Origin of the sequence: Westiellopsis prolifica IICB1, from assembly GCF_004323185.1 — a bacterium.
Taxonomy (GTDB): domain Bacteria; phylum Cyanobacteriota; class Cyanobacteriia; order Cyanobacteriales; family Nostocaceae; genus Pelatocladus; species Pelatocladus prolificus_A.
The window spans coordinates 375005-400291 of record NZ_NAPS01000001.1; the positions used below are offsets into that span (position 1 = coordinate 375005).

Annotated in this window: 19 protein-coding genes; 12 read left to right on the top strand and 7 right to left on the bottom strand. The window is 39.4% G+C overall.

The genetic code is table 11. The features are described 5' to 3' along the window. Window positions 1-47: 47 nt before the first annotated feature. The 3 genes from B4U84_RS01685 to B4U84_RS01695 all read left to right on the top strand — a co-directional run bounded on the left by B4U84_RS01685 (window position 48) and on the right by B4U84_RS01695 (window position 4594). On the top strand, window positions 48-3500 hold the full coding sequence (locus tag B4U84_RS01685) for a hybrid sensor histidine kinase/response regulator (protein ID WP_131115185.1): 3453 nt from the start codon (window positions 48-50) through the stop codon (window positions 3498-3500). Window positions 3501-3596: 96 nt separating this feature from the next. After that, on the top strand, window positions 3597-3998 hold the full coding sequence (locus tag B4U84_RS01690; RefSeq protein WP_131115187.1) for a TMEM165/GDT1 family protein: 402 nt from the start codon (window positions 3597-3599) through the stop codon (window positions 3996-3998). A gap of 308 nt (window positions 3999-4306) precedes the next feature. Then, window positions 4307-4594 (top strand): TMEM165/GDT1 family protein, encoded by a 288-nt coding sequence (locus B4U84_RS01695; RefSeq protein WP_131115189.1) that lies wholly within the window; start codon window positions 4307-4309, stop codon window positions 4592-4594. Window positions 4595-4644: 50 nt separating this feature from the next. Here B4U84_RS01695 and B4U84_RS01700 read toward each other — a convergent pair whose 3' ends face one another. Then, window positions 4645-5130 (bottom strand): hypothetical protein, encoded by a 486-nt coding sequence (locus B4U84_RS01700; protein WP_017312325.1) that lies wholly within the window; start codon window positions 5128-5130, stop codon window positions 4645-4647. A gap of 432 nt (window positions 5131-5562) precedes the next feature. Here B4U84_RS01700 and B4U84_RS01705 point away from each other — a divergent pair, with 432 nt between their 5' ends. Genes B4U84_RS01705 through B4U84_RS01715 form a run of 3 tightly spaced genes read left to right on the top strand, consistent with a single transcriptional unit; the run spans window position 5563 to window position 6877 of the window. Beyond that, window positions 5563-6117 carry a DUF2808 domain-containing protein gene (locus B4U84_RS01705; RefSeq protein ID WP_017312324.1) on the top strand — a complete coding sequence of 185 codons (555 nt, stop codon included), beginning with the start codon at window positions 5563-5565 and terminating at the stop codon, window positions 6115-6117. A 50-nt stretch (window positions 6118-6167) separates the two neighbouring features. Then, window positions 6168-6455, top strand: a complete 288-nt coding sequence (locus tag B4U84_RS31865) for a GNAT family N-acetyltransferase (RefSeq protein ID WP_165490232.1) — start codon at window positions 6168-6170, stop codon at window positions 6453-6455. Beyond that, the gene (locus B4U84_RS01715) at window positions 6428-6877 is read left to right on the top strand and encodes a GNAT family N-acetyltransferase (protein ID WP_131115193.1); all 450 of its coding nucleotides are present in this window, start codon (window positions 6428-6430) and stop codon (window positions 6875-6877) included. Before B4U84_RS31865 ends, B4U84_RS01715 begins: the two co-directional genes overlap by 28 nt. A 191-nt stretch (window positions 6878-7068) precedes the next feature. On the opposite strand, the gene B4U84_RS01720 is transcribed toward B4U84_RS01715, so the two are convergent. Then, the gene (locus B4U84_RS01720) at window positions 7069-7269 is read right to left on the bottom strand and encodes a hypothetical protein (RefSeq protein ID WP_017312322.1); all 201 of its coding nucleotides are present in this window, start codon (window positions 7267-7269) and stop codon (window positions 7069-7071) included. Window positions 7270-7719: 450 nt separating this feature from the next. Between B4U84_RS01720 and B4U84_RS01725 the strand changes: the two genes are divergently transcribed. Further along, complete coding sequence (locus tag B4U84_RS01725) at window positions 7720-8844, top strand: site-2 protease family protein (RefSeq protein WP_131115195.1); 1125 nt, start codon at window positions 7720-7722, stop codon at window positions 8842-8844. A gap of 332 nt (window positions 8845-9176) precedes the next feature. On the opposite strand, the gene B4U84_RS01730 is transcribed toward B4U84_RS01725, so the two are convergent. The 3 genes from B4U84_RS01730 to dacB all read right to left on the bottom strand — a co-directional run bounded on the left by B4U84_RS01730 (window position 9177) and on the right by dacB (window position 13841). Further along, window positions 9177-9653, bottom strand: coding sequence for a thiol-disulfide oxidoreductase DCC family protein (locus B4U84_RS01730; RefSeq protein ID WP_131115197.1), 477 nt, complete (start codon window positions 9651-9653; stop codon window positions 9177-9179). Between the two features lie 431 nt (window positions 9654-10084). Further along, entirely contained in the window at window positions 10085-12214 is a 2130-nt protein-coding gene (locus tag B4U84_RS32060; RefSeq protein WP_510650793.1) for a caspase, EACC1-associated type, read from the bottom strand. A gap of 148 nt (window positions 12215-12362) precedes the next feature. Next, on the bottom strand, window positions 12363-13841 hold the full coding sequence (gene dacB, locus B4U84_RS01740) for a D-alanyl-D-alanine carboxypeptidase/D-alanyl-D-alanine endopeptidase (protein WP_131115199.1): 1479 nt from the start codon (window positions 13839-13841) through the stop codon (window positions 12363-12365). A 64-nt stretch (window positions 13842-13905) separates the two neighbouring features. Here dacB and B4U84_RS01745 point away from each other — a divergent pair, with 64 nt between their 5' ends. After that, window positions 13906-14646, top strand: coding sequence for a 16S rRNA (uracil(1498)-N(3))-methyltransferase (locus tag B4U84_RS01745; protein WP_131115201.1), 741 nt, complete (start codon window positions 13906-13908; stop codon window positions 14644-14646). Between the two features lie 121 nt (window positions 14647-14767). On the opposite strand, the gene B4U84_RS01750 is transcribed toward B4U84_RS01745, so the two are convergent. Then, window positions 14768-15370 (bottom strand): hypothetical protein, encoded by a 603-nt coding sequence (locus B4U84_RS01750; protein ID WP_131115203.1) that lies wholly within the window; start codon window positions 15368-15370, stop codon window positions 14768-14770. A 646-nt stretch (window positions 15371-16016) separates the two neighbouring features. On the opposite strand from B4U84_RS01750, the gene B4U84_RS01755 reads away from it, so the two are divergent. From B4U84_RS01755 to B4U84_RS01765, 3 genes are all read left to right on the top strand, one after another. Further along, window positions 16017-16652 (top strand): esterase/lipase family protein, encoded by a 636-nt coding sequence (locus B4U84_RS01755; RefSeq protein ID WP_131115205.1) that lies wholly within the window; start codon window positions 16017-16019, stop codon window positions 16650-16652. A 565-nt stretch (window positions 16653-17217) separates the two neighbouring features. Beyond that, window positions 17218-19416 (top strand): glycoside hydrolase family 65 protein, encoded by a 2199-nt coding sequence (locus B4U84_RS01760; protein WP_131115207.1) that lies wholly within the window; start codon window positions 17218-17220, stop codon window positions 19414-19416. 797 nt (window positions 19417-20213) lie between these two features. Then, on the top strand, window positions 20214-21974 hold the full coding sequence (locus tag B4U84_RS01765; RefSeq protein WP_131115209.1) for a protein kinase domain-containing protein: 1761 nt from the start codon (window positions 20214-20216) through the stop codon (window positions 21972-21974). Window positions 21975-21982: 8 nt separating this feature from the next. Here the strand turns inward: B4U84_RS01765 and B4U84_RS01770 are convergent, their stop codons facing one another. Further along, window positions 21983-23125 carry a BMP family ABC transporter substrate-binding protein gene (locus B4U84_RS01770; RefSeq protein WP_131115211.1) on the bottom strand — a complete coding sequence of 381 codons (1143 nt, stop codon included), beginning with the start codon at window positions 23123-23125 and terminating at the stop codon, window positions 21983-21985. Between the two features lie 186 nt (window positions 23126-23311). On the opposite strand from B4U84_RS01770, the gene B4U84_RS01775 reads away from it, so the two are divergent. After that, window positions 23312-25258: a protein phosphatase 2C domain-containing protein gene (locus tag B4U84_RS01775; protein WP_131115213.1), complete on the top strand. Its 1947-nt coding sequence runs from the start codon at window positions 23312-23314 to the stop codon at window positions 25256-25258. The last annotated feature ends 29 nt before the right edge of the window (window positions 25259-25287 follow it).

The following is a 25287-nucleotide window of genomic DNA, read 5'->3' on the forward strand; positions in this document are numbered from 1 at the left end:
TCCCCTTTCCCCGATCCCCGATCCCCGATCCCCGCTCCCCAATCCCCATGATCACAGACTCTGAAATCCGCGAACAAGGTTATATCTATTTCCTTGCAGAAGCACCAGAATTACTACATCAAGTTGAACAAGAACTGTTTAGCTTATCAACAGATTTTAGTATTGCCAAAGTACATAATTTGATGCGGGCAACCCATACAATCAAAGGTGGAGCTGCTAATGTTGGATTAGAAGTTATTAGTAAAGTCGCGCATTACCTGGAAGATGTTGTCAAATCTCTTTATAATCCTGATGTAGTTTTAGATACTCAACTGCAAACACTGCTAGTGGAGGGTTATGAGTGTCTGCGTTTGCCACTGACAGCAGAACTGACGGGAACTAAAATTGATGAACAAGATGTTTTACAACGTTCAGCGAATGTGTTTGCTAAGTTACAAGAAAAACTAGGAGATGCATTTACAGATAGTAATCATATCCCTACATCCGCAGAATTGGGATTTGACATTATTCAATCAATTTTTGAAACTGGTGTCAAACAAAGGTTAGAGACAATCGCCACAGCATTACAATCCACTACAGATCCCCAGATACTGGCTGAATTATTACGTTCTCAAGCAGAGGTATTTACTGGCTTAAGTGAGTCATTAAATTTACCAGGATTGCGTGATATTGCTGAAGCTATACTCCAAGCTTTAGAGACACATCCCCAGGAAGTTTTTAGAATTGCAGAAGCAGCATTAGCTAATTTACAACAAGCCCACAATGATGTGTTGGCAGGCGATCGCTCTCACGGTGGTACACTTTCTCAGGCTTTGCAACAATTCACGACAACAACACAGCCAATAACTAAAATTAATTTAAATTTAGAAATTCAAGAATTCTATCACTTTTTAACTCAAGATTTTCAAGTTAAAGGTAAGTGTTTAAAACCTGAAACAGCAAATTTATATCTACAAATTACTTACTTAATTTTAGCCTGGATAGAACAGGAATTAAAAGTACATAAGCATGAGATAAAAATATCATTAATTCTTGATGATTTTTCTAATATTAATAATCCTGATAATTTTCCAGATTGGCTACCAGAATTCTGGCAATTTATTTCAGAAAAAGAAGATAGTTATAGCTTGATTCTTCATCGTCAAGGTGTAATTATAACTGTAATTTTAGCAGTGGCACGATTCCAAGCACAAAAAGGTCATAATCAGACTGCTACACTAGAATTAATCACCAACAGAATTAAAGCTATAGCCAATGAATATAAGCAATATCCACCTGTAACCTCACAAGAAAAAAAATGGTTTACCAGTGATAAATTCAAAACTTTGATTCAAAAATACCAAACAATAATAAATCTAGAAATACCTGAAATAGAGGAAAAAAGCATCACAGATATTTGGCAAGATAATCAAATATATAAAATCAAAGACGATCAGGAAATAGAAGAATATTTGACTACAGAAAATTTTGCTATTCAACTACCAGAAATACCGAAAAATATTCAGCCTAATTCTATAATCACAACAGAGTCTCAAGTTATCTCCCACAATCAAGTTAAACCAAATTTGCTGTCTCAATTACCAGCAAGTTCCCGTCAGAGAACCTTCGTGAGGATAGATGTTGAAGATTTGCAGCGCCTTGATTATTTAGTTGGAGAATTACTGATTTCCGAACAACGCTACTATTTGCAAAATGAAAAACTAAAAGACGTCGTTAAAACACTGTTGCAGCAATTAAATCAATATCAAAATGTATTCAAACTAGAACCCCAGGGGCGATTCCATCCACAACGAGGGGATGAAAATATTACTCTTTCCACACCCATTTTCAAGACAGATTCGCTGACATGCGAAGAAACACTGCAATTACAAAAAACAACAGATGTTTTAAATGCAGTGCTACAACAGTCCCAGCAAATGCAGTACAAGCAGCAGTCTTTAGTACTCAATGTTATTGATCAGCTGGTATCAGCACGGATGTTACCTCTGGGATATATTGTGGAGCGTTTTCCCCAGATGTTGCAACATCTCAGTCAAGTCTATGGTAAGCAAGTACAGTTGCAGTTAACTGGAACACAAGTTTTAGTGGATAAGGCGATCGCGGAAAAATTATATGATCCTCTGCTGCACTTATTGCGTAATGCTTTTGACCACGGCCTTGAACCTCCAGAAATTCGGCGTCAACAAGGTAAACCAGAACAAGGTGTGATTGAAATTTGTGCTTATCATCGTGGTAGTCAAACAGTGATTGAAGTCCGAGATGACGGACGGGGATTAAATCTTCAAAAGATTCACACCAAAGCTGTACAACTTGGTTTGTTGAGTGCAGACAATACTTCGATCACAACAAATCAACTGCTCGAATTCCTGTTTCAACCAGGATTTTCTACCACTGATCAAGTCAGCGAAATATCTGGACGGGGAATAGGTTTAGATATTGTGCGATCGCAATTACAAGCAATGAATGGTTTCGTAACAGTCCAATCTTTACCTGGACAGGGAACAACATTTATCCTGAAAATTCCTTTTTCTATGACCACAGAAAAACTGATGCTTGTGCAAGCTGGGGGTGTGACTTATGCACTCATATTAGACAGTGTCGAGAAAATCCTCATACCAACTCCTGAACAAATCAAAATATTTGATGGTAAGCATGTTCTGTACTTGCAAGAACAAGATGAATGCATGGTAACATTACAGCAAATGGCACAGTTGATGCCTTACAATCAATGCAATTTAGAATTTTCTAGTCCGAATTCGCTTCCCTCACCAGTCTTGTTACTACGTTGTCAACAAGAAATTATGGCTTTAGTTGTTGACCAAATTATTGGTGAACAAGAATTAGTGATTAGACCTTTGGGAAGTGCGATCGCACCACCAAAGTATGTTTATGGTTGTACAAACTTGGCAGATGGTAGGCTGGTTTTAGTTGTTGATGGCACTTTGTTAACACAAACACAGCAACAGCACATGCAAGCGCGGTTAGAATACATGCAGTTACCAGTAGCAGATATTCTCCACCAAAACAGCTGGTTACAGCCTTCAACGGACACTCAACCATCTTTGCCTTTGTTAAATCCAGCAGCAGTATCATCAGTCAAATTTATACTGGTTGTGGATGACACCATGAGTTTCCGAAAAACTCTCTCCCTGACTTTGCAAAAATTCGGTTATCAAGTCTTGGAAGCCCAAGATGGCTTAGAAGCAATAGAAAAATTACAACAACATCCAGAAATTCAGTTGGTGATTTCTGACTTAGAAATGCCACGCATGAATGGACTTGAATTCCTCAGTCGTCTGCAACAACATCCCTTGGCTGGGCGCAAACCCGTAATAATTTTAACATCAAGAAGTGTGCAAATTTACGGTAAAATGGCGCAACATCTGGGAGCATCTGCGTATCTTACCAAACCCTATGTAGAACAGGAACTTGTTGCTACAGTCGGACGTTTTTTGAATGCTGGTGAATCAACACATAGGTCTCATTTGATGTCTGTGTGAAAGATAATATTTCTCCAATTGTAGGGTTGCAATCTGTCACAACAATCTGAGAAAATGAGAAGAATATGAAAAACAATTAGTTCAAATATACTGCCTGTGAAACTTGATTCCGCACCTGTAAGTGCTGCTACTAGCACATCTGTATATTCTAAAAGTCACTACAAAAGCGCAGAAAACACGACTTCACCGTCACCTGCTGTTGCTGATTCTGCTCAAAAACAACCACCCATAACTATTTTCGCCACTACTTTCTTAACTATTTTTTTAGCGGAAATCGGTGATAAGACACAGCTAGCGACTTTGCTCATGAGTGCTGAATCACATTCACCATGGATAGTTTTTGTCGGTTCCGCAGCAGCACTGATTACTACTAGCTTGTTAGGTGTACTTTTAGGTAGTTGGATTGCTAGTCGCCTTTCTCCAAAAACCGTAGAAAAAGCAGCCGGAGTCATGCTGTTGTTGATTTCTGTAATGCTGTTTTGGGATGTGATTCACTAGCCCTCTTGTGTCACTTGCGGAAAACAATAATCGGAGCGAAACTCTGAAACTTTGATTTGATAAAGTTTTGAGCTTTTATTTTCTAACATAAACTAAAATTTATAGCCAAAAACTGAAAAGTAAAGCTCTCAAAGGCTTTCAGGCATTGGCTTTTCCCAAAGTGACAGAACAGGGCTAGGTAAGTAGGTCGAGGCACTGAATTGACTGGTGAGGGTCGTCATTTGTCATTTGTCATTGGTCAGCTTACTGGAAAACAAATTGAATTACTCACCAATTAACAATTAACTACTTAATAATCAACAAAATTTATGAATTGGCACCTTTTAGGATTAAGCTTTATTACTGTTTTTCTCTCTGAGTTAGGGGATAAAAGTCAGTTAGCTGCGATCGCTCTTTCTGGTCGTAGCCAATCTCCTCGTGCTGTTTTCTTCGGAACTGCTGGTGCGTTACTTTTGACTAGTTTGTTAGGAGCATTAGCAGGTGGAGCTGTGGCAGAATTTTTACCTACAAAATTGTTAAAAGCGATCGCTGCTGTGGGATTTGCTGTACTTGCTGTACGCTTGCTGTGGTTTAACAATGAAGCTTCTCAAGATTAGTTGTAGAGACGCACTATACATATGATGTACGTGGTGCGTTTCTACAAATTTTACTGCCGCCAGCACCAACTTAAAAGCGTACCACCAGCTACTAATTTGATCACTTCCAATAGCCAATAACTACCATGCAATAAATTCATATTGGCTGGTACTTCTGCTGTTGTCTGAAACAGGTTTAGCTGTATTCCGACAGCAGACATTTCTGGTGTTAAGCAATATGTAGTAGTTAGTGATATTGCTAACAACAATACTGATAAAATTAGGCTACCAGAACGCCACTTAGATTGGGTTTGATTGAGAGCTAACACACCAGTTAATACCAAGCCAGCAGACAATAATTCTACACGATTAAAATTCCAGAAAATAACATAACCTGCTGTAGCAAAACTGGGTTGTGTAATCATACCAGAGACATAAAGACTAGGCATAATCACCCAGTCTAAAAGCAAACTAGCACTGAGCCAGAAGCCTAAAGTCAGCATTACAATAGATTGCCAAATCGGACGTTTAAACCCGAAGCTAGAAACGGTATTCATAGTTAATGAATGATTGCTTGTATTTATAGTTCTAGTTTCTAACTGAACAAGCTAATTTGACAACTAATTTCAATTATCTTTTACATTTATTTTTGAAATAGTATATATACTTACGTAATCAGTCTGAAGAAGATGTTTGAAAAGTCTTAATTTGTTACTTGAATTGGCGACTATAAATGACTGCTACAGAGGCAAAACCTACCTCAGCAGGTTGAAAATTTTTGATTTTCTGTTAGCCTGTACAGCCGAACAACCAATAACCACTGTAGGGATAATACACACGTTTGTCTCTACTAAATTAAGATTGTTTGCAAAGATATTAAGTCATAAAAATATAAATTAATCTTGCGTGATAAAATTGAATAAATAAATAATAAAAATCAAGCTGTAACGTAGTTTGATTACCCGACTTAATTACAGTCATATCAAGCAATGCGCTTTCCATTTTTATTAAGTACAGCACTAACTTTAGTCATAGCGATCGCACCAGGTGTTGTCTTCAAAACTCAAGCAGTGCAGCTAAGAGACGGTACAGTATATTTTGTCCAACCTCCTTCGCTTGAAGGAGCAACTACTACTTACAAAACAACCTATGCTTGGGGTGCAACCTATTATTTCACAATTAATTTGCCTCAAAAGGCTGGAGAACCACTACAAAAAATTACAATTAACCAGCACGAAGGAGTAGACCGGGTTCGTTTTGACTTAGAAGATACTGTAGTATTTGTCGGTACACCTGACGATAAAGGGGAAAAACTGCAAATCAAAGATGCAACAAGCGATCGCAAAACGAGAACAGTCTCACTAACATTTGACCCACCAATATCACCAGGTAAAACTATTACTATTGCTCTTAAACCTGTGCAGAACCCTGGAGTTAGCGGGGTTTATCTGTTTGGCGTCAAGGCTTTTCCTGCGGGTGAAAAAAGTTACGGACAATTTCTTGGTTACGGACGGTTGCAATTTTATAGCCCCAATTTTCTTTAAATCGTTTCAGCCGTGGGGGCATAACTTTTATAACTGCCACTATGATAAATATGCTGAAACAACTTCCCACCCTCGAAACCGAACGTTTGATACTGCGAAAACTTTGTATGCAAGACGCAGTGGATATGTATGAATATGCTTCAGATCCTGAAATCGCTACTTTGGGTCTTTGGCTTCCATTTCATTCAATCGAAGACAGTCTGAAAGATTTAACTAAAGTAATAGAAGCATATGACAAAGGAGAAATTTTTGCTTGGGCAATTGAATTAAAAAATGAGAATAAGATGATTGGGGATCTCCAAATAATAAAATGCCCAGCCGTCGCTTTCGCCTCTTAGGCGAAAGCGCGCTCTACTTTGGGCTTGGCCAAAATATATTTAATACGGCTGGGCATTTTATTACTTGGAAGTGCCTTGGTAGAATTGGCTTGGGTGATTATAATCTTAAAAATGCTCGTGCAGAATTAGGTTATGCGAGCAACAGAAGATACTGGGGTAAGGGTTTGATGACTGAGGCTGTAAAGCAGATTATTGACTTTAGTTTTATCAACTTAGGAATGAATCGTATTGAAGCAGTTTGTTTACCTGAAAACGTTGCTTCTATCAGGGTTTTGCAAAAAGTTGGTATGCAGTTTGAAGGCGTAAAACGAGAATATACATTTGTTAGAGGAAAATTTGATGACTTGAACTCATATTCTCTTCTTAAACGAGAATGGCAGAAAGCGAATACTAAATTCACAAATAAAACCACACCGTCTTAGCAGTGTGGTGAGATTGAGTATAGAGTTTTGGAATTAGGAGATTTACACTAAATAACAGCGAGGGTGTCGTGTTATTAGAAGCTACAAGGTAAATATCCTGTATTTCGGAATGTAGAGGATTTTATTTTAATGGCAGCACAGATACTACTATGCTGCTTGCGATTAATAATGTGTTCCATTCAAATTTCGTTTTATCTGAGTAACCTGGTTACTCTAACATCATATTCAGTACCTTTTGGATGGTCAGTCTTAGCCTGCTTAAATGCCATACCATCCGCTTTTTCTCTTGACTCTGCATCAATTTCGTAACGTTCTGTTCCGTGTTGAAAACTAGTGCTTATCTGGTCGTTATATTCCTTAATATCAACAAAGACCTCATATGTGTGAACCATTGTGGGCCTCCTAGTGCAACATGCACAACATACAAACGATGGTGAATAAAACCAGTATATGAACTGAGAGAGGTAGTAGTTTGGAACAAATACAAATCTTATGAAAATTAAATTTTAATACCTAATTAATTTTAAATTTTGTTTAGCTAATAGTTCATATTTCAATTTCTACAAGTCATCCATAGTTTTTTTATAAAAAACGAATACAAATCTTTCTTATTTTTCATAAAAGCTAAAGTAATTACTCCAAAAGATTTATATGACTAATTAAACACCTCTTCTCCTCTTTATCCGGTGTGTCGCTCCTCTCTCTTCATAAAGTCGCAAAACCGCACCAACAAGGACGGACACCACTACAGTCAAGAAGATTAAAATCACTTAATGTTTCGTTACGATATAAGCATCAAGAGGGATAAAAACCTCTGATGGCTGAAATCAAAGGTAAACCGCATGAATAATACAATTCGCGTTGGCAACCTCTTTGGGATTCCCTTTTACATCCATCCATCCTGGTTTTTAGTGTTGGGTTTAGTAACTTGGAGCTATAGCGGTGGACTAGCAGCACAATTTCCCCAGTTAGGCGGGGGGTTAGCTTTGCTACTAGGATTGATGACAGCGCTACTATTATTTAGCTCTGTGGTTGCTCATGAATTGGGACATAGCTTTGTTGCCATTCGTCAAGGAATTGATGTCAAATCAATCACATTATTTATATTTGGTGGGTTAGCAAGCTTAGAAAAAGAATCGAAAACTCCAGCTGAAGCTTTTTGGGTAGCGATCGCTGGTCCTTTAGTTAGCTTAATTCTATTCGGTATCTTTACAGCTATTGGTTTTGGAACTGCGGTATCTGGACCACTAGCAGCGATTCTGGCTGTAGTTGCTACTGTAAATTTGGCATTAGCGCTATTTAACCTCATTCCTGGCTTGCCTTTAGATGGGGGCAATATACTGAAAGCTATTGTATGGAAAATTACGGGTAATCCTTACAAAGGTGTGGTTTTTGCCAGTCGAGTTGGACAAATCTTTGGTTGGATTGCGATCGCCTCTGGTTTACTACCACTAATATTATTTGGTAGTTTTGCTAACTTCTGGAACTTGTTAATCGGTTTCTTTTTACTGCAAAATGCTGGTAATGCTGCTCAATTTGCTAGAGTGCAAGAACAACTAACAGGATTAACAGCCGCAGATGCAGTCACTTTCGATAGTCCAATTGTATCTGCTCATCTTACTCTCAGAGAATTTGTCGATGAACGGTTCTTGAAATGGCAAAACTGGCGTCGCTTCTTAGTTACAGATGACAACGGACAATTACTAGGAACAATCAACGTTGATAATTTGCGATCAGTTCCTGTGGGATTGTGGTCAGTAACTCAAGTCAGAGAAATCATGCAACCAATCGAGGCCTCTAGCACTGTACAATCCGACCAACCTCTATTAGAAGTAATACAGCGACTTGAACAACAAAGATTATCTACACTAGCTGTGATTCGTGAAAATGGCGTACTAGTCGGAATCTTAGAGAAAGCTGCAATCATCAACTTGCTACAAAACAGAATGCAAACAAACCCTGCTTGATATCAGGTTCGGTTGATTACTTATAATTCCCTTTGAACCCCACCCCGGCTTCGCCACCCCTAAGCGCGTGCGCTTAGGGGTTGGGGGTGGGGTACAATGACTGTGGGAAGTATAACTAATTATCCGAACCTGATATGACATACTCTGTTAGCAAAAAACCCAGTCATCGTGACTGGGTTTTTTGCTGAGAAAGAGTCGGGCTATATTGCCCATTAGTTTAGTTATAAGGAGTTAGTTATAGATCATTAAGCGCTGTATATAACTACCAAACCTGTTTTGTGAATTTCGGAAAATCAAAAACTGATATTTTTACATGCACTCTACAACTAGCCTTAACTCATTTGGCAACGTTTCTCAGATTTGCACTCAATCCGTTGGTTGCGTTCAGCAATAATAGTTGCTAAATCAGGTCTTCCAGTTAAAGCAAGCCGCCAATCAGCCCAAATTCCATATAATTTATCAACTATGGGGCCAATGATGGGCCATTTTGTTGCAGCATAAACCCAACCCATCCCTAGAGTTTCGTAGACTCGCCGAAAAACCTCCACATTTTTGATCACAGTACCGTCAGGAAGGACAGCATGAATTCGTCCCATCGCTGTTTCAAAGTCAATACCGCCATGTGCGCTGGGGTTGTAATCATCATCTGCAATATCCACAAATGCTACTAAACCTCGACCTGCATCTCGTTTTTGCAAAAAGTTGACTTCTCGCAAGCATAGGGGACATTTACCGTCGTACAGTAACTTGATTTGCCATGAGGGTGTAGCTTCAGGAGATTTGTGAGGCTGAGTGTTTGGCGATCGCATAGTCATCTTTTAATTAATTCAGATACCTGAAAATATTTTAAGAAAAATTAAGAATATATTGCAAAATATTTCAAGTATTAAAAAATCTTCGCTGTATCAACTATTTCACTTCCACCTTTATAAAAATCTTATAACTTTCTTATTTTGATCCACTAAGTTAATTGAGGACAATCAAATCATGCTATCAACATGACATCCTAACTTGTTGCTTGATTACATTTTACTTATTCCTTAACCTAGTTTTGCTTACTACAAGCAAGACTAAACAGTATCCCTTCTATCGGTTTAGGAGGGATATTTTTTATTTAGAGAAAATACTTATAGTTTCTTTACTTGCATCCGCTATGTTTTATCAAGGTATCTAATGCCTATCCTGATATTCTTAGCGTGAGATTGCTCCCTCCTGTACTAACAGGAGGATTTTTTATATGCTAAATTTTACAAGTTTCGATGCGAGAAAATAAGCCTCGACTCCAGTCTGAAGAAAACCAGGAAAAAGGAAGGTGTCGAGGGAGATGTCCCTTTGGTGCTGAGGTGTTAAAAGTGATTTGTGAGTAGGATATCCAGTTTCCTTTCACTCTCCATCCTATGCGATCGCCAAATTTTTTCCAGGCTTCTTCGTAATAGTTATCGTCGGGAATACCATCGACTTCCAAGTAAATTCTCTTCTGAACGCTAAAGCCAAAATGTCCATTGCTATATTTTAGCCAGAGTTGGTCAATTGTACGCAGGTCTGTGCAGGAAAAATTCAACAATTCATCAGCTAGAAACCAATCATTTTCCTTCTTCCCTACAGCCTGAATCATTACCAGATAGGTTTCATAGTCAGCTTCTTTCCACTTTTTTACTTTGAGTAAGTCGCGTAGTTTGGTGTAGTCTATACCTTTTTCTGAACTAAGATCATCTTCGGCAGGAGAGTAGCTATGATGAACTGAATTCTTCTCTTGGTGAACATTTAAACTAATTGGCGACTGACAAGAATCAATGCAAGAAAACAGACCAATACTTCCACCGCCACCTAAACCTAATCCCCATGCCCAACCATTCACGAAAACCGATATACTCAGTGGGAGGTATCCTTTATGTGCTGAAATATCAAAAGTAACGTATGAGTAGGATATCCACTTTCCTTTGATTCTCCATCCAACGCGATCGCCAAATTTTTCCCAAGTTTCTTTATAATATTTTCCATCAAGTTTACCACCGACTTCCACGTAAATTTGCTTTTGAACGCTGAAGCCAAAGCGCCCATCGCTGTATTTTACCCACAGTTGATCAATGGTGCGGAGGTCTGTGCAAGGAAAGTTCAACAGTTCATCCGGTTCAAACCATTCATTTTCCTTCTTTCCTACAGCTTGAATCATTAGCAAGTAGGTTTCATAGTCAGCTTCTTTCCACTTTTTTACTTTGAGTAAGTCGCGCAGTTTGGTGTAGTCTATACCTTTTTCTGAACTAAGATCATCTTCATCGGGTAATGTTTGTTTAACATCTAAACGTTGATGTATCGCTGTAATATCCTCATCTCGCAATTTGAGAATTTGCTGTAACCGTCTCAACTCTTCACGAGTCTCATCACTTAAAACAGGTTCATCCTGTAATACCTCAACCAAAACCTGCTCATATTCCTGCAAACTTTGCTGAAATTCACGAAACGGTTTGAGAACTTCTTCTTTGATTACAGTTGCTTCTTCTAGTGTTAACTTTAATTCTTTTTGCCTACGATCTAGAATCCTACGTCCCACTACCGAGAAAGTACCATCCTTCCTGACACATTTCTCAACTTCCTTGCGGTATTCTAATTTCGGATCACCTACTGGTGCTTTAGCTAAATGAATTGTATAACCTTCGCGAACTGCATAGATTTCTGGTTTCATCGCCGGTTTGGCTTCCTGCACTTTGCGTTTAGCATACTCATGTAATTCTGCAACTGTAATCACACCATCGTCATCAGTGTCAGCTGCTCCTTTTTCCATTCCCTCGATTAAATATTGAGTGTAAACCCCACCTCCTTGATCTTCAAAAGAAACTTGTGTAGCTGTTGAAGAAGTTAACACCGCTCTACCTTCACCACCCAATTGAGCAGCAATATCAATATTAATGATTCGCACCGCATTTTTTGCACTCATCCCCTCAGCAAATGCACCACTAAAGCAGCAATCCAAAATCACTACCTGGCGCTGGGATTGACTGCGGTTCATACACTGTTCTTGAATAAATCTAGCAGCTACCGCAGTACCAGTAAATACATATTTGTGTTCGTTGACTTTGGTGTTATGGCTCACATAGTATAAAAATCCGTTTTCATCTCGAAACCCATGTCCAGATAAATACAGTAATACTAAGTCATCTTTTTGACAATTTTCGGTAAAGACTCGTTCAATTTCATACTGTATCGTCGAAGCATCTTTGTTAATCAGTTGCGTGACTTGATCAAACTTGCCTATTTCTGGATGTTGCAAAACACGCTGCATTGCTTCGATGTCTTTCACAACACCAGGTAATGGAGGTAATACATTTGATTCGTATTCGCTAACCCCTATTAGCAACGCTAATTTTGCCATTTTGCCATCCTATTTATTGCGCTTCCTGTATGGTGAAATCAAACTATTATTTATACTTAACTTATACGTTAATTTCCGAATGTTTGTAGTCAGGACTTCAGTCCTCTTCCTGTTAAACTAGGACTAAAGTCCTGACTACGAACCTGTCTCATTGACAGCGTTGCAATTGTGCTAATGACACAACTATTTCATCCATGGCTTTGCGTACAATACTGGCAGGTTGTTCTGTTTGATTGACGATAATACTAAAAACTAAAGGGCCGTACTTTGGTGGATTTATGTAACCAGAAAGGGAAATAGCACCAGTGAGAGTTCCTGTTTTCGCTTGGACAATTCCTGCTGCTGGTGTATTCTGAAAACGATTTTTTAAAGTTCCACTCACACTTGCTACAGGTAAGGAAGCACGAAAAACAGATGCTTGCGGCGATTTTGCCATTACTTGCAAAGTTTGTACCAATGCTTCTGGACTAATTAAGTTTTTGCGAGATAAACCGGAACCATCTACTAACGCATAACCAGTAGAATTGACTCCCATTTGGGTTAAAGTTTTTTTCAAAACCTCTAATGCTGCATCTGCTGTGGTTTGATTGGGAAGCACAGTTTTTTTACTGGCTAATGCTCTTAATAATGCTTCAGCATAAAGATTATTACTATTCTGATTCGTCTCTATTAACAATTGAGATAAAGGTGGGGACTGTATAGCTGCTACTTCCTGTTGAGTACTAGCATTAATTCCTACTGATGTTTTTCCCAAGGTAATTTTCTCTGCTGCTAATGCACTGCGAAAGCGGCGTAAAAAGTAATAGTTGGGGTCAACTACTGGTAAGGTTACTAAATAAGGTTGAGAATTAGCTGCAAGTTGTCCTTGAATTCGCAATACATTTCCCGATAATTCGCGGGTAACATTAATGGAGGTTGGTTGATTTTGTGCAGTTGTCACAGATTGATTAATTACCCGCCACTGTCTAGCTTCGTTTGCATCCGTCCATGAGATGAGTGCAGGTTTACCTAAGGTTTGTGGTAGCAGCTTGAAGTTAAAAGTGTTTTGATTCAGAATAAAACTGCCGACTGGTGCGCCATAATCTGAGTATATGTCTTCCCATTGCCAGCTTGAAGGAACAAGATCACCGCGAATATAGCGATCGTCTACAACTAACTGCTGAATTTGGGTAATACCTTTTTGTTTTAACTGTTTTGCCAGTATTGTTAATTGGGTATCAGTGAGGCTCGGATCTCCTCTACCCACAACATACAAAAAATTATTGCTACCTCTATATATAGATGTGCGAAAGCGATAATTTTCACCCAGTTGTTGTAATACTGCTGCGGTGGTTAGGAGTTTGGTGTTAGAAGCAGGCGTAAAATATTTCTCGGCATCTTGATTGTAGAGTGTTTGGTTTGAGCCAAGATTTTGAATTAAAATTCCCCAGCGTACTCGACTGAAGAGGGGACGGTTGGTGACACTATTGATAGTAGTTTTCAGTTGGGCTGGACAAATGGTTTGAGGAGGGGTTGTTGGTATTGTTGGTGTTGATGTCGGTGTTTGTGCTTTTGCTAGTTGCTGGTTGATACTGATGTGGATACCAAAAAACAACAGTAGAAAAACACCAGAGGATTTTTTAGACATTATCTGAAGTTGGGCAATTTTAATTTCTTAAAAAACTATACTGGATGCAAAAGTCTGTTTCGCAATGGCACAACTACAAAGAATCACGATCGCCTCTTCTCAATTCCATAATCAACACATCACTCTGACTGCTGAACAACAGCATTATCTTTGTCGCGTGCTGCGTCTTCAATCGGGCGATCGCTTTATCGCTATGGATGGGATGGGTAAATGGTGGTTGGCACAGCTAGGAGCTACGGAAGCAAATATTTTACAATTGCTCACCGTAGAAACCGAGCTACCTGTAGCTGTAACCCTGATCATTGCTTTGCCGAAAGGAAATGGATTTGATGAAGTTGTCCGGTGTTGTACTGAGTTGGGTGTAACTTGTATTGCTCCAGTAGTGAGCGATCGCACTTTGCTAAATCCCAGTCCCCAAAAATTAGAACGCTGGCGACGGATAGCGAAAGAAGCTGCTGAACAATCAGAGCGTACCACAGTACCTACAATTCTAGAGCCAGTATCTTTTACTAAGAGTTTGTCTTTTGTCACCAACCAGAAATATATCTGCGAAGCGCGTGGTGATTATCCGCATTTGCTCACTTGCTTGCAAAACCAAGAAGATGGGATAAGTAATTTAAGTAATTTGAGTTCCCAAAAGACAATTGTAATTGCAACTGGTGCCGAAGGAGGATGGACGCAAACAGAAGTTGAGAGTGCTATTCAGGCTGGTTTCCAACCTGTTTCTCTAGGAAAGCGTATTCTCAGGGCCGTAACTGCGCCAATTGTAGCTTTATCTTTAGTTGCGGCTGCTTGTGAATTATAAACCAAGGTGAAATTAATTATGCATTACCCAAAATAGTTGTAGAGACGTGAAATTTCGCGTCTCTACATTTTTTTTCACCAGATGACCAATCACCAATGACCAATCACCAATGACAACCTACTTATTTTGATTTGCTAGGAGGGGTTTTTACCTGGCGCGCCATCTCTAGGAAGGAATTCATGTTCGCTCCGGGACGACGACGACCATTTGTATTAGTAGGTATCAAGTACTTAGGTGCAAAAGTAGTTTCTGCGGGCTGTGCTTTCACTGCGGGTGCTTTGTCTTCTTTTGGCTCGACTGTCACACCCTCAGCGGTTTGTACTAGCTCAATCTTAGCAGGCTCAGGCTTAGCTTCTGCTTTAGCTTTTTTCGCTGATTTAACTGAGGTTTTACGAGAAGGTTTCTTAACTTCTTTTGCTCCGTTAGATGCTCCGTTAGATGTTTCCAGAGCAGCTGCAACTGGTGCTGGTGATTGTTTTGCACCATTAGTTTCAGCAACAGCTTTATCTGCTTCACTCTCAGTCATCTCAGCGACTTTATCGACTGCACTCTTAGCAGCAGCAGCAACTTTGTCAGCAGCAGCTTTAGCCGCTGCGACTGGTGGTGTATTTTCAGCTTCTTCCTTCAATTCGAGATAATAACCATTACCTTTTTTCTTGCCAGGAAAAAGCCCAGTGATGAATTTCATAATTCCACTAATTAAATTTTTGATAAAACTGAACATTACAATTACTCCTGTCTTTTATACCTGAAATTTGAGTACTTTTATTAAAAATTAGAGAAAATTATTACATTTCTTAGAGTTGTTACTAGCTTTACCTCGTTCTTTGTAATCAATAGCTTGAGTTAGCTGTTCTGATAGCGAAAAACCAAGAACAGCACCGCTTTTGATTTGTTTTTACAAATCCTCAACAACAAGCAACGGTACTCTAGTGAACCCTATAAAGTTTTTATCTCAAGTGTTTGCAATGGTTGCTCCTCAAGTCCAATTATTAAATTTTTGTGGATATGAGAGCAACATTCTGAAAGTAAGTTTAATAAAACTTAACATGCACTTTTATTATACGCAAATATGAGTACTTAAATTCAAATTGCTCATAGAAAATTCCAAAAAATAAATTATGCAACTCTACAGCGGATACGATTTGTCCTCCATATCCTCCTTCCCATGTCTTCCTTTTTATTTAGAAGTCTGTTTAAACCAATCGAGGGAGTGTCATAGCTAGCATGGGGATAGTAATCATGCTCAGTTAGATTTTTTCTAGATTCTGTGTACAACAATCTGAAAAAAGAATGCGACACATAGACTAACAGAACTCTTCCCTAGAAAGAGTTTTCTAATCCAAAATGGTATAACCCTGATTTTGCAAATGGACAAATTAACTCACAGACGAAATCCCGTAGTCTTAGTGCATGGCATTTTTGACACAGGTCGAGTGTTTGACAAAATGATTTTTTACCTCAGACAAAGGGGTTGGAATGTATATGATCTAGATTTGCTTCCTAATACTGGTCATGGTAGTATTGACCGTTTGGCACAGCAAGTTGCTGACTTTGTTGATGCTACCTTTGCGCCAGAGCAACCTATAGATCTAGTAGGCTTTAGTATGGGTGGAATTGTGAGTCGTTACTATGTCCAACGACTAGGGGGAATTAATAGAGTACAGAGATTTGTGACTATTTCCTCACCACATAATGGTACTTGGGTTGCCTACTGTAATCCAGGTTTAGGCTGTGTACAGATGCGTCCCGATAGTGCTTTGTTACAAGATTTGAATCAGGACGTTGATATGCTTTCACAGCTCAATTTTACCTCAATTTGGACGCCTTATGATCTGATGATTATCCCAAGCAATAGTTCACAAATACCAGTGGGTCGAGAGGTGATTGTACCAGTAATGAGCCATGCGTGGATGCTCACCGACGTCAGAAGTTTGTCCGCAGTGACAGAAGCGTTAACACAACCAGTGGCGGCGATCGCTACACAGCAATTACAATCAAGTTAGTTGCACACTATGTCACCAGCAAATCAGGAAAATAAAAAACTTTACTTTTAGTGAGTAAATATTTCCATTGGTGAAATCGAACTTAATAGATAGATATTGCTATCTCTCAAAGATATATCAATAGATAAACAAAGATTTTGCCTGATTTGAGTCCGAAAAATTAGTTACAGAATTTGATTAATAAATATATATTTACCTGTACTTGTTTACTGATTGTATAAATTGGTATTATTTTTCTCTTTTGAGACTTTTTTGGAGTAAAAAAGTACGAAAATCTCTCTATGGGCAGATGAAAAGGGGAACGCGATTTTTCAGTTGCACGTCATTTTCTGGAGTTTAGTTTTTAGAATAGTCTAGACGTTGGGGAAAACTGAAGAACTGATTTGAGCATGTCAACTTGGGATTTTAGGTTGAGGTCAATCCAAAATCCGTCTTGAAAACCTTTGAGCGGAGGTTTATTTCGATCAAACTTTTCGCAAAATCCAAAGTTGTTAAATCCCCAGTATTGTCACAATTTTATTGCATTCCAACCAACACAAAACTCTAAATTTAGGCTTTATTTGTCATGCTAGACTTGACCATTGAAAATTCCCAAGTAAATCAGCAACTAATTGACTCTAGCGATTGGAATGTTGTTGAGACAGAGTTTAACACCACTCAACTACATCATCAAGAAACAGTCTTCACTCTCAGCAACGGATATTTAGGAACGCGGGGTACATTTGAGGAAGGCTATCCCCAAGATTGTCCAGCAACCATGATTCATGGGTTGTATGATGACGTGGCGATCGCCTCCACAGAGTTGGTAAACTGTCCTAGCTGGCTACCCTTAACGATTAAAGTAGCTGGAGAAAGATTCCGCATGGACTGTGGTGAAATTCTCAGCTACGAACGTCGTCTTGATCTACGTTTGGGTATAGTAAGTCGGGATGTACGTTGGCGCAGTCCGGGGGGACATACTTTAGAATTTCATTTTGAAAGGTTTGCGAGTCTAGCAAGTCAACACTTTTTAGCAATCAGATGTCAGATTACATCTGTAGACTTTGAAGGTGAAGTTGAAGTAGAGGTTGGATTTCACCCGGAACCCCACACCCAAGGTGTTAAACACTGGCAAACCTTGAAACAAGGCGGTCTAGATAATATGATCTGGCTACACAGTCGGACTTTACATTCCGCTATTGAACTAGGGATGGCAGCAAAACTTGTGGTAGAAGGTGAAGAAACTGCTACGGTAAGTGTGCATCAGCTTGATCAGCATAACCCCACACTTGTAACGAAATTAGCAATAGCACCAGATAAAACCGTCACCCTCGAAAAAATTATCACCGTTTACACCTCACGGGAAATAACAACTCCGGCGGAAGCTGCAATCATTCGGCTAGTTGCTGCACCCAGCTATTCAACTTTGCTAGCAGCTCACATTACTGCTTGGGAGCAAGTATGGCAAGATAGTGATGTGATCATTGAAGGCGATCGCCTAGCTCAGTTGAGTGTTCGTTACAATCTGTTTCAGTTACTCGCCGTCGCACCTCGTCATGACGACAGAGTTAGTATTCCTCCCAAAACCCTTTCTGGCTTCGCTTATAGTGGACATATCTTTTGGGATACAGAAATCTTTATTCTCCCCTTACTAATTCACACCCAACCAGACCTGGCGCGGAACTTGCTCAACTACCGCTACCATACCTTACGTGGGGCGCGACGCAAAGCCCAAGAAATGGGATACAGGGGGGCTTTTTATGCTTGGGAAAGTGCTAGCACAGGCGATGAAGTCACCCCACGTTGGGTTCCAGACCCCAATGGTAAGCAAGTCCGGATCTGGTGTGGCGATATTGAAGTCCATATCAATACCGATGTCGCTTACGGTGCTTGGCAATACTGGCAAACTACGGGTGATGATCAATGGATGCGTGATTATGGCGTAGAAATGATTTTAGATACAGCAGTTTTTTGGGAAAGCCGAGTAGAGTGGAATCAAGAACGTCATAGTTACGATCTTCGTGATGTTATAGGCCCAGATGAGAATCACGATCGCATCGATAATAATGCTTTTACTAATTTATTAGTACAGTGGCACTTGCAAACAGCCTTGCAACTGTGGGATTGGTTGCTGAAATCTGATCCTGACACCGCAACACAACTGGCAGAAAAACTTGACTTGCAGCCAGAACAAAGACAACTTTGGGCGAAAATTGCCAAACATATCTACATTAACCAGGATTTGGAAACTGGCTTGATCGAACAATTTGAGGGCTTCTATAATTTAGAGTCTGTCAACTTGGCTGACTACGAACCACGTACCAAATCTATGCAAGGATTGTTGGGTGTAGAAGCGACGAGCCAAAAGCAGATTCTCAAGCAGCCAGATGTGTTAATGCTAATGTATCTGCTACGCGATCGCTTTGATCGCCAAACATTACAAACCAACTGGGACTACTACAACCCCCGTACCGATCATACCTACGGTTCTTCTCTTGGTCCAGCGATTCATGCTATTTTAGCTTGCGACCTCAATCAAAGTGCAGAAGCCTACACTCACTTTACACGAGCAGCAATGGTAGATTTAGCAGACGTGCGGCGTAACGCCCATGAAGGTATTCACGCAGCTAGTGCAGGAGGAGTTTGGCAAGCAGTCGTCTTTGGGTTTGCAGGCGTGCGGATGACTGAATTTGGCCCTATCGCTTGTCCGAATCTTCCTGCTAATTGGACACGTTTGCAGTTTAAGCTGAAGTGGCGTAATCAGACCTATGAGTTTGATCTTTAATTTTTAGGGAATGGGGAAAGGGGAAAGGGGACAAGAGAGAGGATAAATACCGATGCTTGATGCCTAATTCCCAGTCTTTATTATCGTTTTTTCATCATTAGCAGTGTCTGAAGTTTAGAGGGACACTGCTTTTTTGATCATGTTATACGAACCAGCGCTGCGACAATGTAGTCATTGTAACTAAATTATTTCTACTACTTGATAGAGGGTTTGTGAGACTAAGTTGTGTTATCTTGATAACCTAATTTTAAGCGATCGCCAATCAGACCAAATATAGGATTATATTTAATTTTTGTTGGTGTAGTCTGCGCTCTGCGCTTACATAACTTCAGTCTGTTCCCTGTTCCCTAACTCAAATAATCAGTTCATTAACCAAACTAGATTCCTCTATTTAACACTAGCAATTGATTTTTTTGCTGTTTTGAAATTAAAAATTTGCTAATTTCAATTTCAGTAGCAAAAACAGCAAAAATTATGAAATAAAAGTATCCTAAGTCTATGAAATCAGCAAAAAACAAATATTAAATTTAAATAAAAAAGTATTTTTTTCATAGTTGCCAAACTGGCAACATAAAGTCTATAGATTTGTTATTCATTAATTGACCAGGCTTTTTATTTATGTCGAAGTATCAGCAAAAATGTCTGATAAATACAAATATGAAGACGAATTACTCGCATCTGGCTTGGCAATTTTCGATTTTGATTTGAGATAATTTATAAAAAAGAGTGGGAGGAAAAACTTAAATATTTCACATAGTGAAGCAACTTTAGATTAAATTTTTCATCATCTTTACAATATGATTGGTCAGTTACTCGCAGGACATTATCAAGTCCTTAAAGTATTAGGTGAGGGGGGCTTTGGTCAAACTTATATTGTTGAAGACATACACCTCCCTGGAAAACCTAAGTGTGTCCTCAAACATCTTAAAACTACTAGTACAGACTCAGAATCTTTAGAAATTGCCAGAAGGTTATTTCTCAAAGAAGCCGAAACCCTGCAACAGTTAGGTAATCATGACCAAATACCAAGGCTTTTAGCATACTTTGAACAAGACCAACAATTTTACCTAGTCCAAGAATTTATTGATGGTCATACTCTGAGTAAAGAATATTTTGTTGGACAAAAATGGACACAAAAACAAACTATTAAAATGCTCATTGAAGTACTGAGTATTTTAGAATTTGTCCATGGTCAAGGAGTAATTCATCGCGACATTAAACCAGACAATCTTATTAGGCGTGCTTGTGATCATCAATTAGTTTTAATTGATTTTGGGGCAATTAAACAATTGCGAAACCAAACGATGATTGGATCAGGTAAGCAAAATATGACAATGATTGTTGGTACACGCGGTTATATGCCATCTGAACAAATTCGGCGTGTACCTCGTCCCAGCAGTGACATTTATGCTTTGGGAATGATGGGTATTCAAGCATTAACAGGAGTACATCCGCACACACTCCAAGACGATCCGGATACAGGAGAAATTCTTTGGCAAGAACTCGCTTCTGTGACTCCTGAATTTGCTGATGTCCTCACCAAAATGACTCGCTATCATTTTAAAGACCGCTACCAAAGTGCGACTGAGGCGTTGCAAGCACTGCGAGAATTATTAGCGAATTTCAATGAGACAGAAACAACAGAAGTTGAGAGTCAACCTGAAACTAAACCAGAAATTGATAGTACTAAACTACATCAATTAACAATAGAGTGGATAGAAGACGGGCAAATTAAATATCGCACTATTGTAGAAAATCAAGCCAGTAAAAATATAGGTAAAATTCGCATAGGTCGCAATCCTCATGAATGCGATATTATCTTACCAGATCCGACAATATCTGGACTACATGCAGAAATATTTTTTCATACCGAAAAGCAGAAATTTTATTTAAGAAATTTGCGTCAACAAAACCCTCCAATTGTTGATGGGCAGTTACTTTTAGCTGGAGAAATATCTCTTGATGTTGGTAGTCATATACGTTTGGGAAAACAAGATTTTCGGGTGAAAGATATTACCTGTAAAGAGTATGGTGAGGGTTACACACCGATAGAATATGCTAAACGTTTTGCAATTACCTTAGCATCACCACAACCTGTACTCAAGACAATCAGAGTATCTCAATTCAAAAAATCTGAAGAAGTTGTAAAACCTGTCTCCCAACCTTACGCTAGTAGCATTTCACTAGTACCCAAAAAAGTACAACGGCCACCATTTAAAACAGGTACAGCAGTTTTCATGAGTGCGATCGCAGGTGTAATCGTATTGAATACTGTCAACCTAAGTAGAGGTAATTCCCAACAAAATTTCATCTCACAAGAACCACAAATGTGTCGCCTTGTATCTCCCTCTGGTGGCAAATTATTGGCAAATTTACGCCCCGAACCACAAACAGAAATTGGTGCATTGAAACAACTCAATCTTGGTGAAAAAGTTTTATTTCTCCAAGCAAGGGGAGATTTTGTCAAAGTCCAACTAGCTGATGGTACAAAAGGTTGGGTATTTGGAGATGAAATTCAGCCTTGTGAAAAAACTGCACAAAATTACCGTGCTTGGTAGTTACAAAATCAAGATTCCGCTTTCGGAATTGATCCTTCAATTCCCTCCACATACCAATCCATCGCTAATTGTTCTTTGTCTGGCAAAAGTTGACCTTTCTGCACTCGTATCTTACCCTTTTGATCTTTTACCGGACCATCAAAAGGATGGGCAATTCCTTTAATAAATTCATCTCGCTTCGCCATTACCAATTGTTGTACATCTTGAGGAACTGTTGAATTCAAGGGTGAAATATCTACCATACCCTGATTAATGCCAAACCAAACATCTTCAGACTTCCAAGTACCATTTATAACAGCCAAAGCTTTATCTGTGTAAAATTTACCCCATTTATTAATAGCTGATGTTAAATGTGCTTTCGCACCAAACCGACTCATATCGGTGTTATAGCCAAATGCAAAAATACCTTTTTCTTCTGCTAATTGCACAGCAGCAGCAGAATCAGTATGCTGTGTCAAGACATCTGCACCTAAACTAATTAAAGCTTGTGCTGCTTCTCTTTCTTTCGCTGGGTCGTACCAACTTTGTACCCACACCACTCTCACTTTTGCTTTCGGGTTTACCACCCGTAGTCCTTGGGTAAAAGCACCGATACCACGAATTACTTCTGGAATTGGGTATGCTCCGATAAAACCAATGACATTAGATTTGGTCATTTTACCTGCAATCATCCCAGTCAAATAACGCGGTTCCTCAAAGCGTCCCAAATAAGTACCGACATTAGCAGCACGTTTATAGCCAGTACAGTGTTCAAAATAAACACCAGGAAAATCTTTGGCAACTTTAATAGTTGGATTCATGTAACCAAAAGAGGTTGTAAAAATCAACTTGTTACCATCTAACGCCAGTTGACGAATTACCCTCTCAGCATCAGCACCTTCATTGACATTTTCCACAAAAGTAGACCTGACTTTACCTTGCAGACTTGCTTCCATTTCTCTACGACCAAGGTCATGGGCATAAGTCCATCCGAAATCACCTACAGGCCCGACATACACAAATCCTACCTTCAAAGGTTCATTCGCTGCTACAGGTGATGTTCCAGAGGGCGAAGTCTCTTCTGGATTATTAGATTTGTCTCCAGAACAAGCAGCAAAGGTAAAACTAGCTCCCGCCAGAGAAGTGTACTTGATAAATTGACGACGATCCATATTTATCACTAATCCGCACTGTGTTAAAAATATTTCTCTTTGTAGTACTCAATGAGTAGTAGATGCAAGTTAAATTTTTATTTTCCAATTTTATAAATAAACTTTCTTTTGTCACTGTAGGCAGAGTAAAAATAGAAAAAAGCTTACCCAAGTGATCTATCAATTTATCTAAATATTTACACTTGTATGATTTTGACTCAACGGATAGTTTATTGTCCCAATCCTATCTGTATTCGCCCAATCAACCCTGTTGACAACCGTGTTTGTGCAAATTGTCACACTCCTCTGATTCGCCGCTATCTTTGGGTAATTGGCTCATCAGCAGCTACAATCACTCCAGGAGAAAAAGTAGCTGATAGATATGAAATAATTGCACCCCGGATTTGGCTGGATACTCAACCGGGAAAGTTACCGGATATACCGAGCAAAATACCAAAAGAAATTATTCCTTACCTGCGTTTATATCAACAACGGCTACACTTACCTGTTGTTTATGGATTGGTTCGTTATCAAACAGAAGTAGCAAATAATATTCTCTTACTGGAAAATGTACCCATAGATGAAGCGGGAAATCTTTACCCAGCATTGACAAAAGCATGGCAGCAAGCAACCGCACTCAGGCAAGTTTACTGGTTATGGCAAATTCTACAACTGTGGCAGCCTTTATCAGAATTGGGAGTAGCTACTAGTTTGTTGATACCAAATAATTTAAGAGTGCAAGGTTGGTGTGTGCGACTGTTGCAACTTCAGCAATCGGGACAACCAACTCTTAAGGATTTGGGAGAATGTTGGCAACCTTTGGTAGTTAATGGCAAAACCTCAGTAGCAAATGAGTTGCAAAAAATAGTCCAAAACATGTGTAGTGGTGAGATAGAGTTCCAAGATATTGCAACTCAACTCAATACTTTGTTGCTAACATCTGCGGCAGAATTACCTTTAAGTATCAAAGTCGCAGGTGCAAGTGATAAAGGACCAGAAGGACTAATACAAAACGAAGACAGTTGCTATCCTCATGGTAACGATGCGATCGCCAATTCATTATCACCACAGATGGCGATCGTTTGTGATGGTATTGGTGGACATGAAGGTGGTGAAGTTGCTAGCCGATTGGCAGTACAATCTGTGAAACTCCAAATTCGCGCTTTATTACAAGAAGTTGGAGAACAAGCCGAAATTGTACCACCGGATTTATTGCAACAACAGTTAGAAGCTAGTTTGCGGGTGATCAACAACGTCATTTGCAATTGTAATGACGAACAAAAACGTACAGGTACTCAACGCATGGCTACAACTATGGTTATGGCTGTCCAAGTACCGCAATCCATTCAAACCGCTGCTAGTTGGCACTCAGAAAATGCCCACGAATTATATTTAGTTAATGTAGGTGATAGTCGCGCTTACTGGATTACCCGCGACTACTGTCAGCTATTGACAATTGATGATGATGTGGCGACACGGGAAGTTCGCCAAGCCCGCAGTCTGTATCGCCAAGCATTGCAACGCCCAGATGCTACCGCCCTTACTCAAGCTTTAGGAACAAAAGAAGGGGAATTGCTACGTCCTTTGATTCAACGCTTGATTGTCGAAGAAGAAGGTATATTACTTTTGTGTTCTGATGGTTTAAGTGACAATTATTTAGTAGAAGAATCTTGGCGAGATTATGCTGTACCAGTATTAACAGGAGAACTAACTTTAGAAGCAGCTGTCGATGCTTGGATTCAACTGGCGAATCAAAAAAATGGTCATGATAATGTGTCGGTAGTGCTTACCCATTGTCGGGTTTCTCCAGATTATTTGGTTCCAGTCACTCAAAAGAAATTACAAATAGAAGTTGTCGAAGAAAAACAAGTAGAAATTGTTCTAGAACAAGTGCCACAATCAGAAGAATCTGAGTTTACATCAAGTTCGCAAGTATTACTAGACTTAGATATTTCGGCAACAACTCAAACTGCTGATAACACTCAACCTCGGCGTCAACCTGGGGTGTTATTGCTGAGATTATTAGGTTTGCTCCTGGGAAGTGCAACTGTAGGATTATTTGCTTGGCAACAATTGCAGCCACAAACATTCCAGCAGATGTGTAAACAACTTCCCCAAGGAGTGCAGCAGATTTGTCCACCATGGGAAGAATAGGGATCGGGGAAAGGGGAAAGGGGATCGGG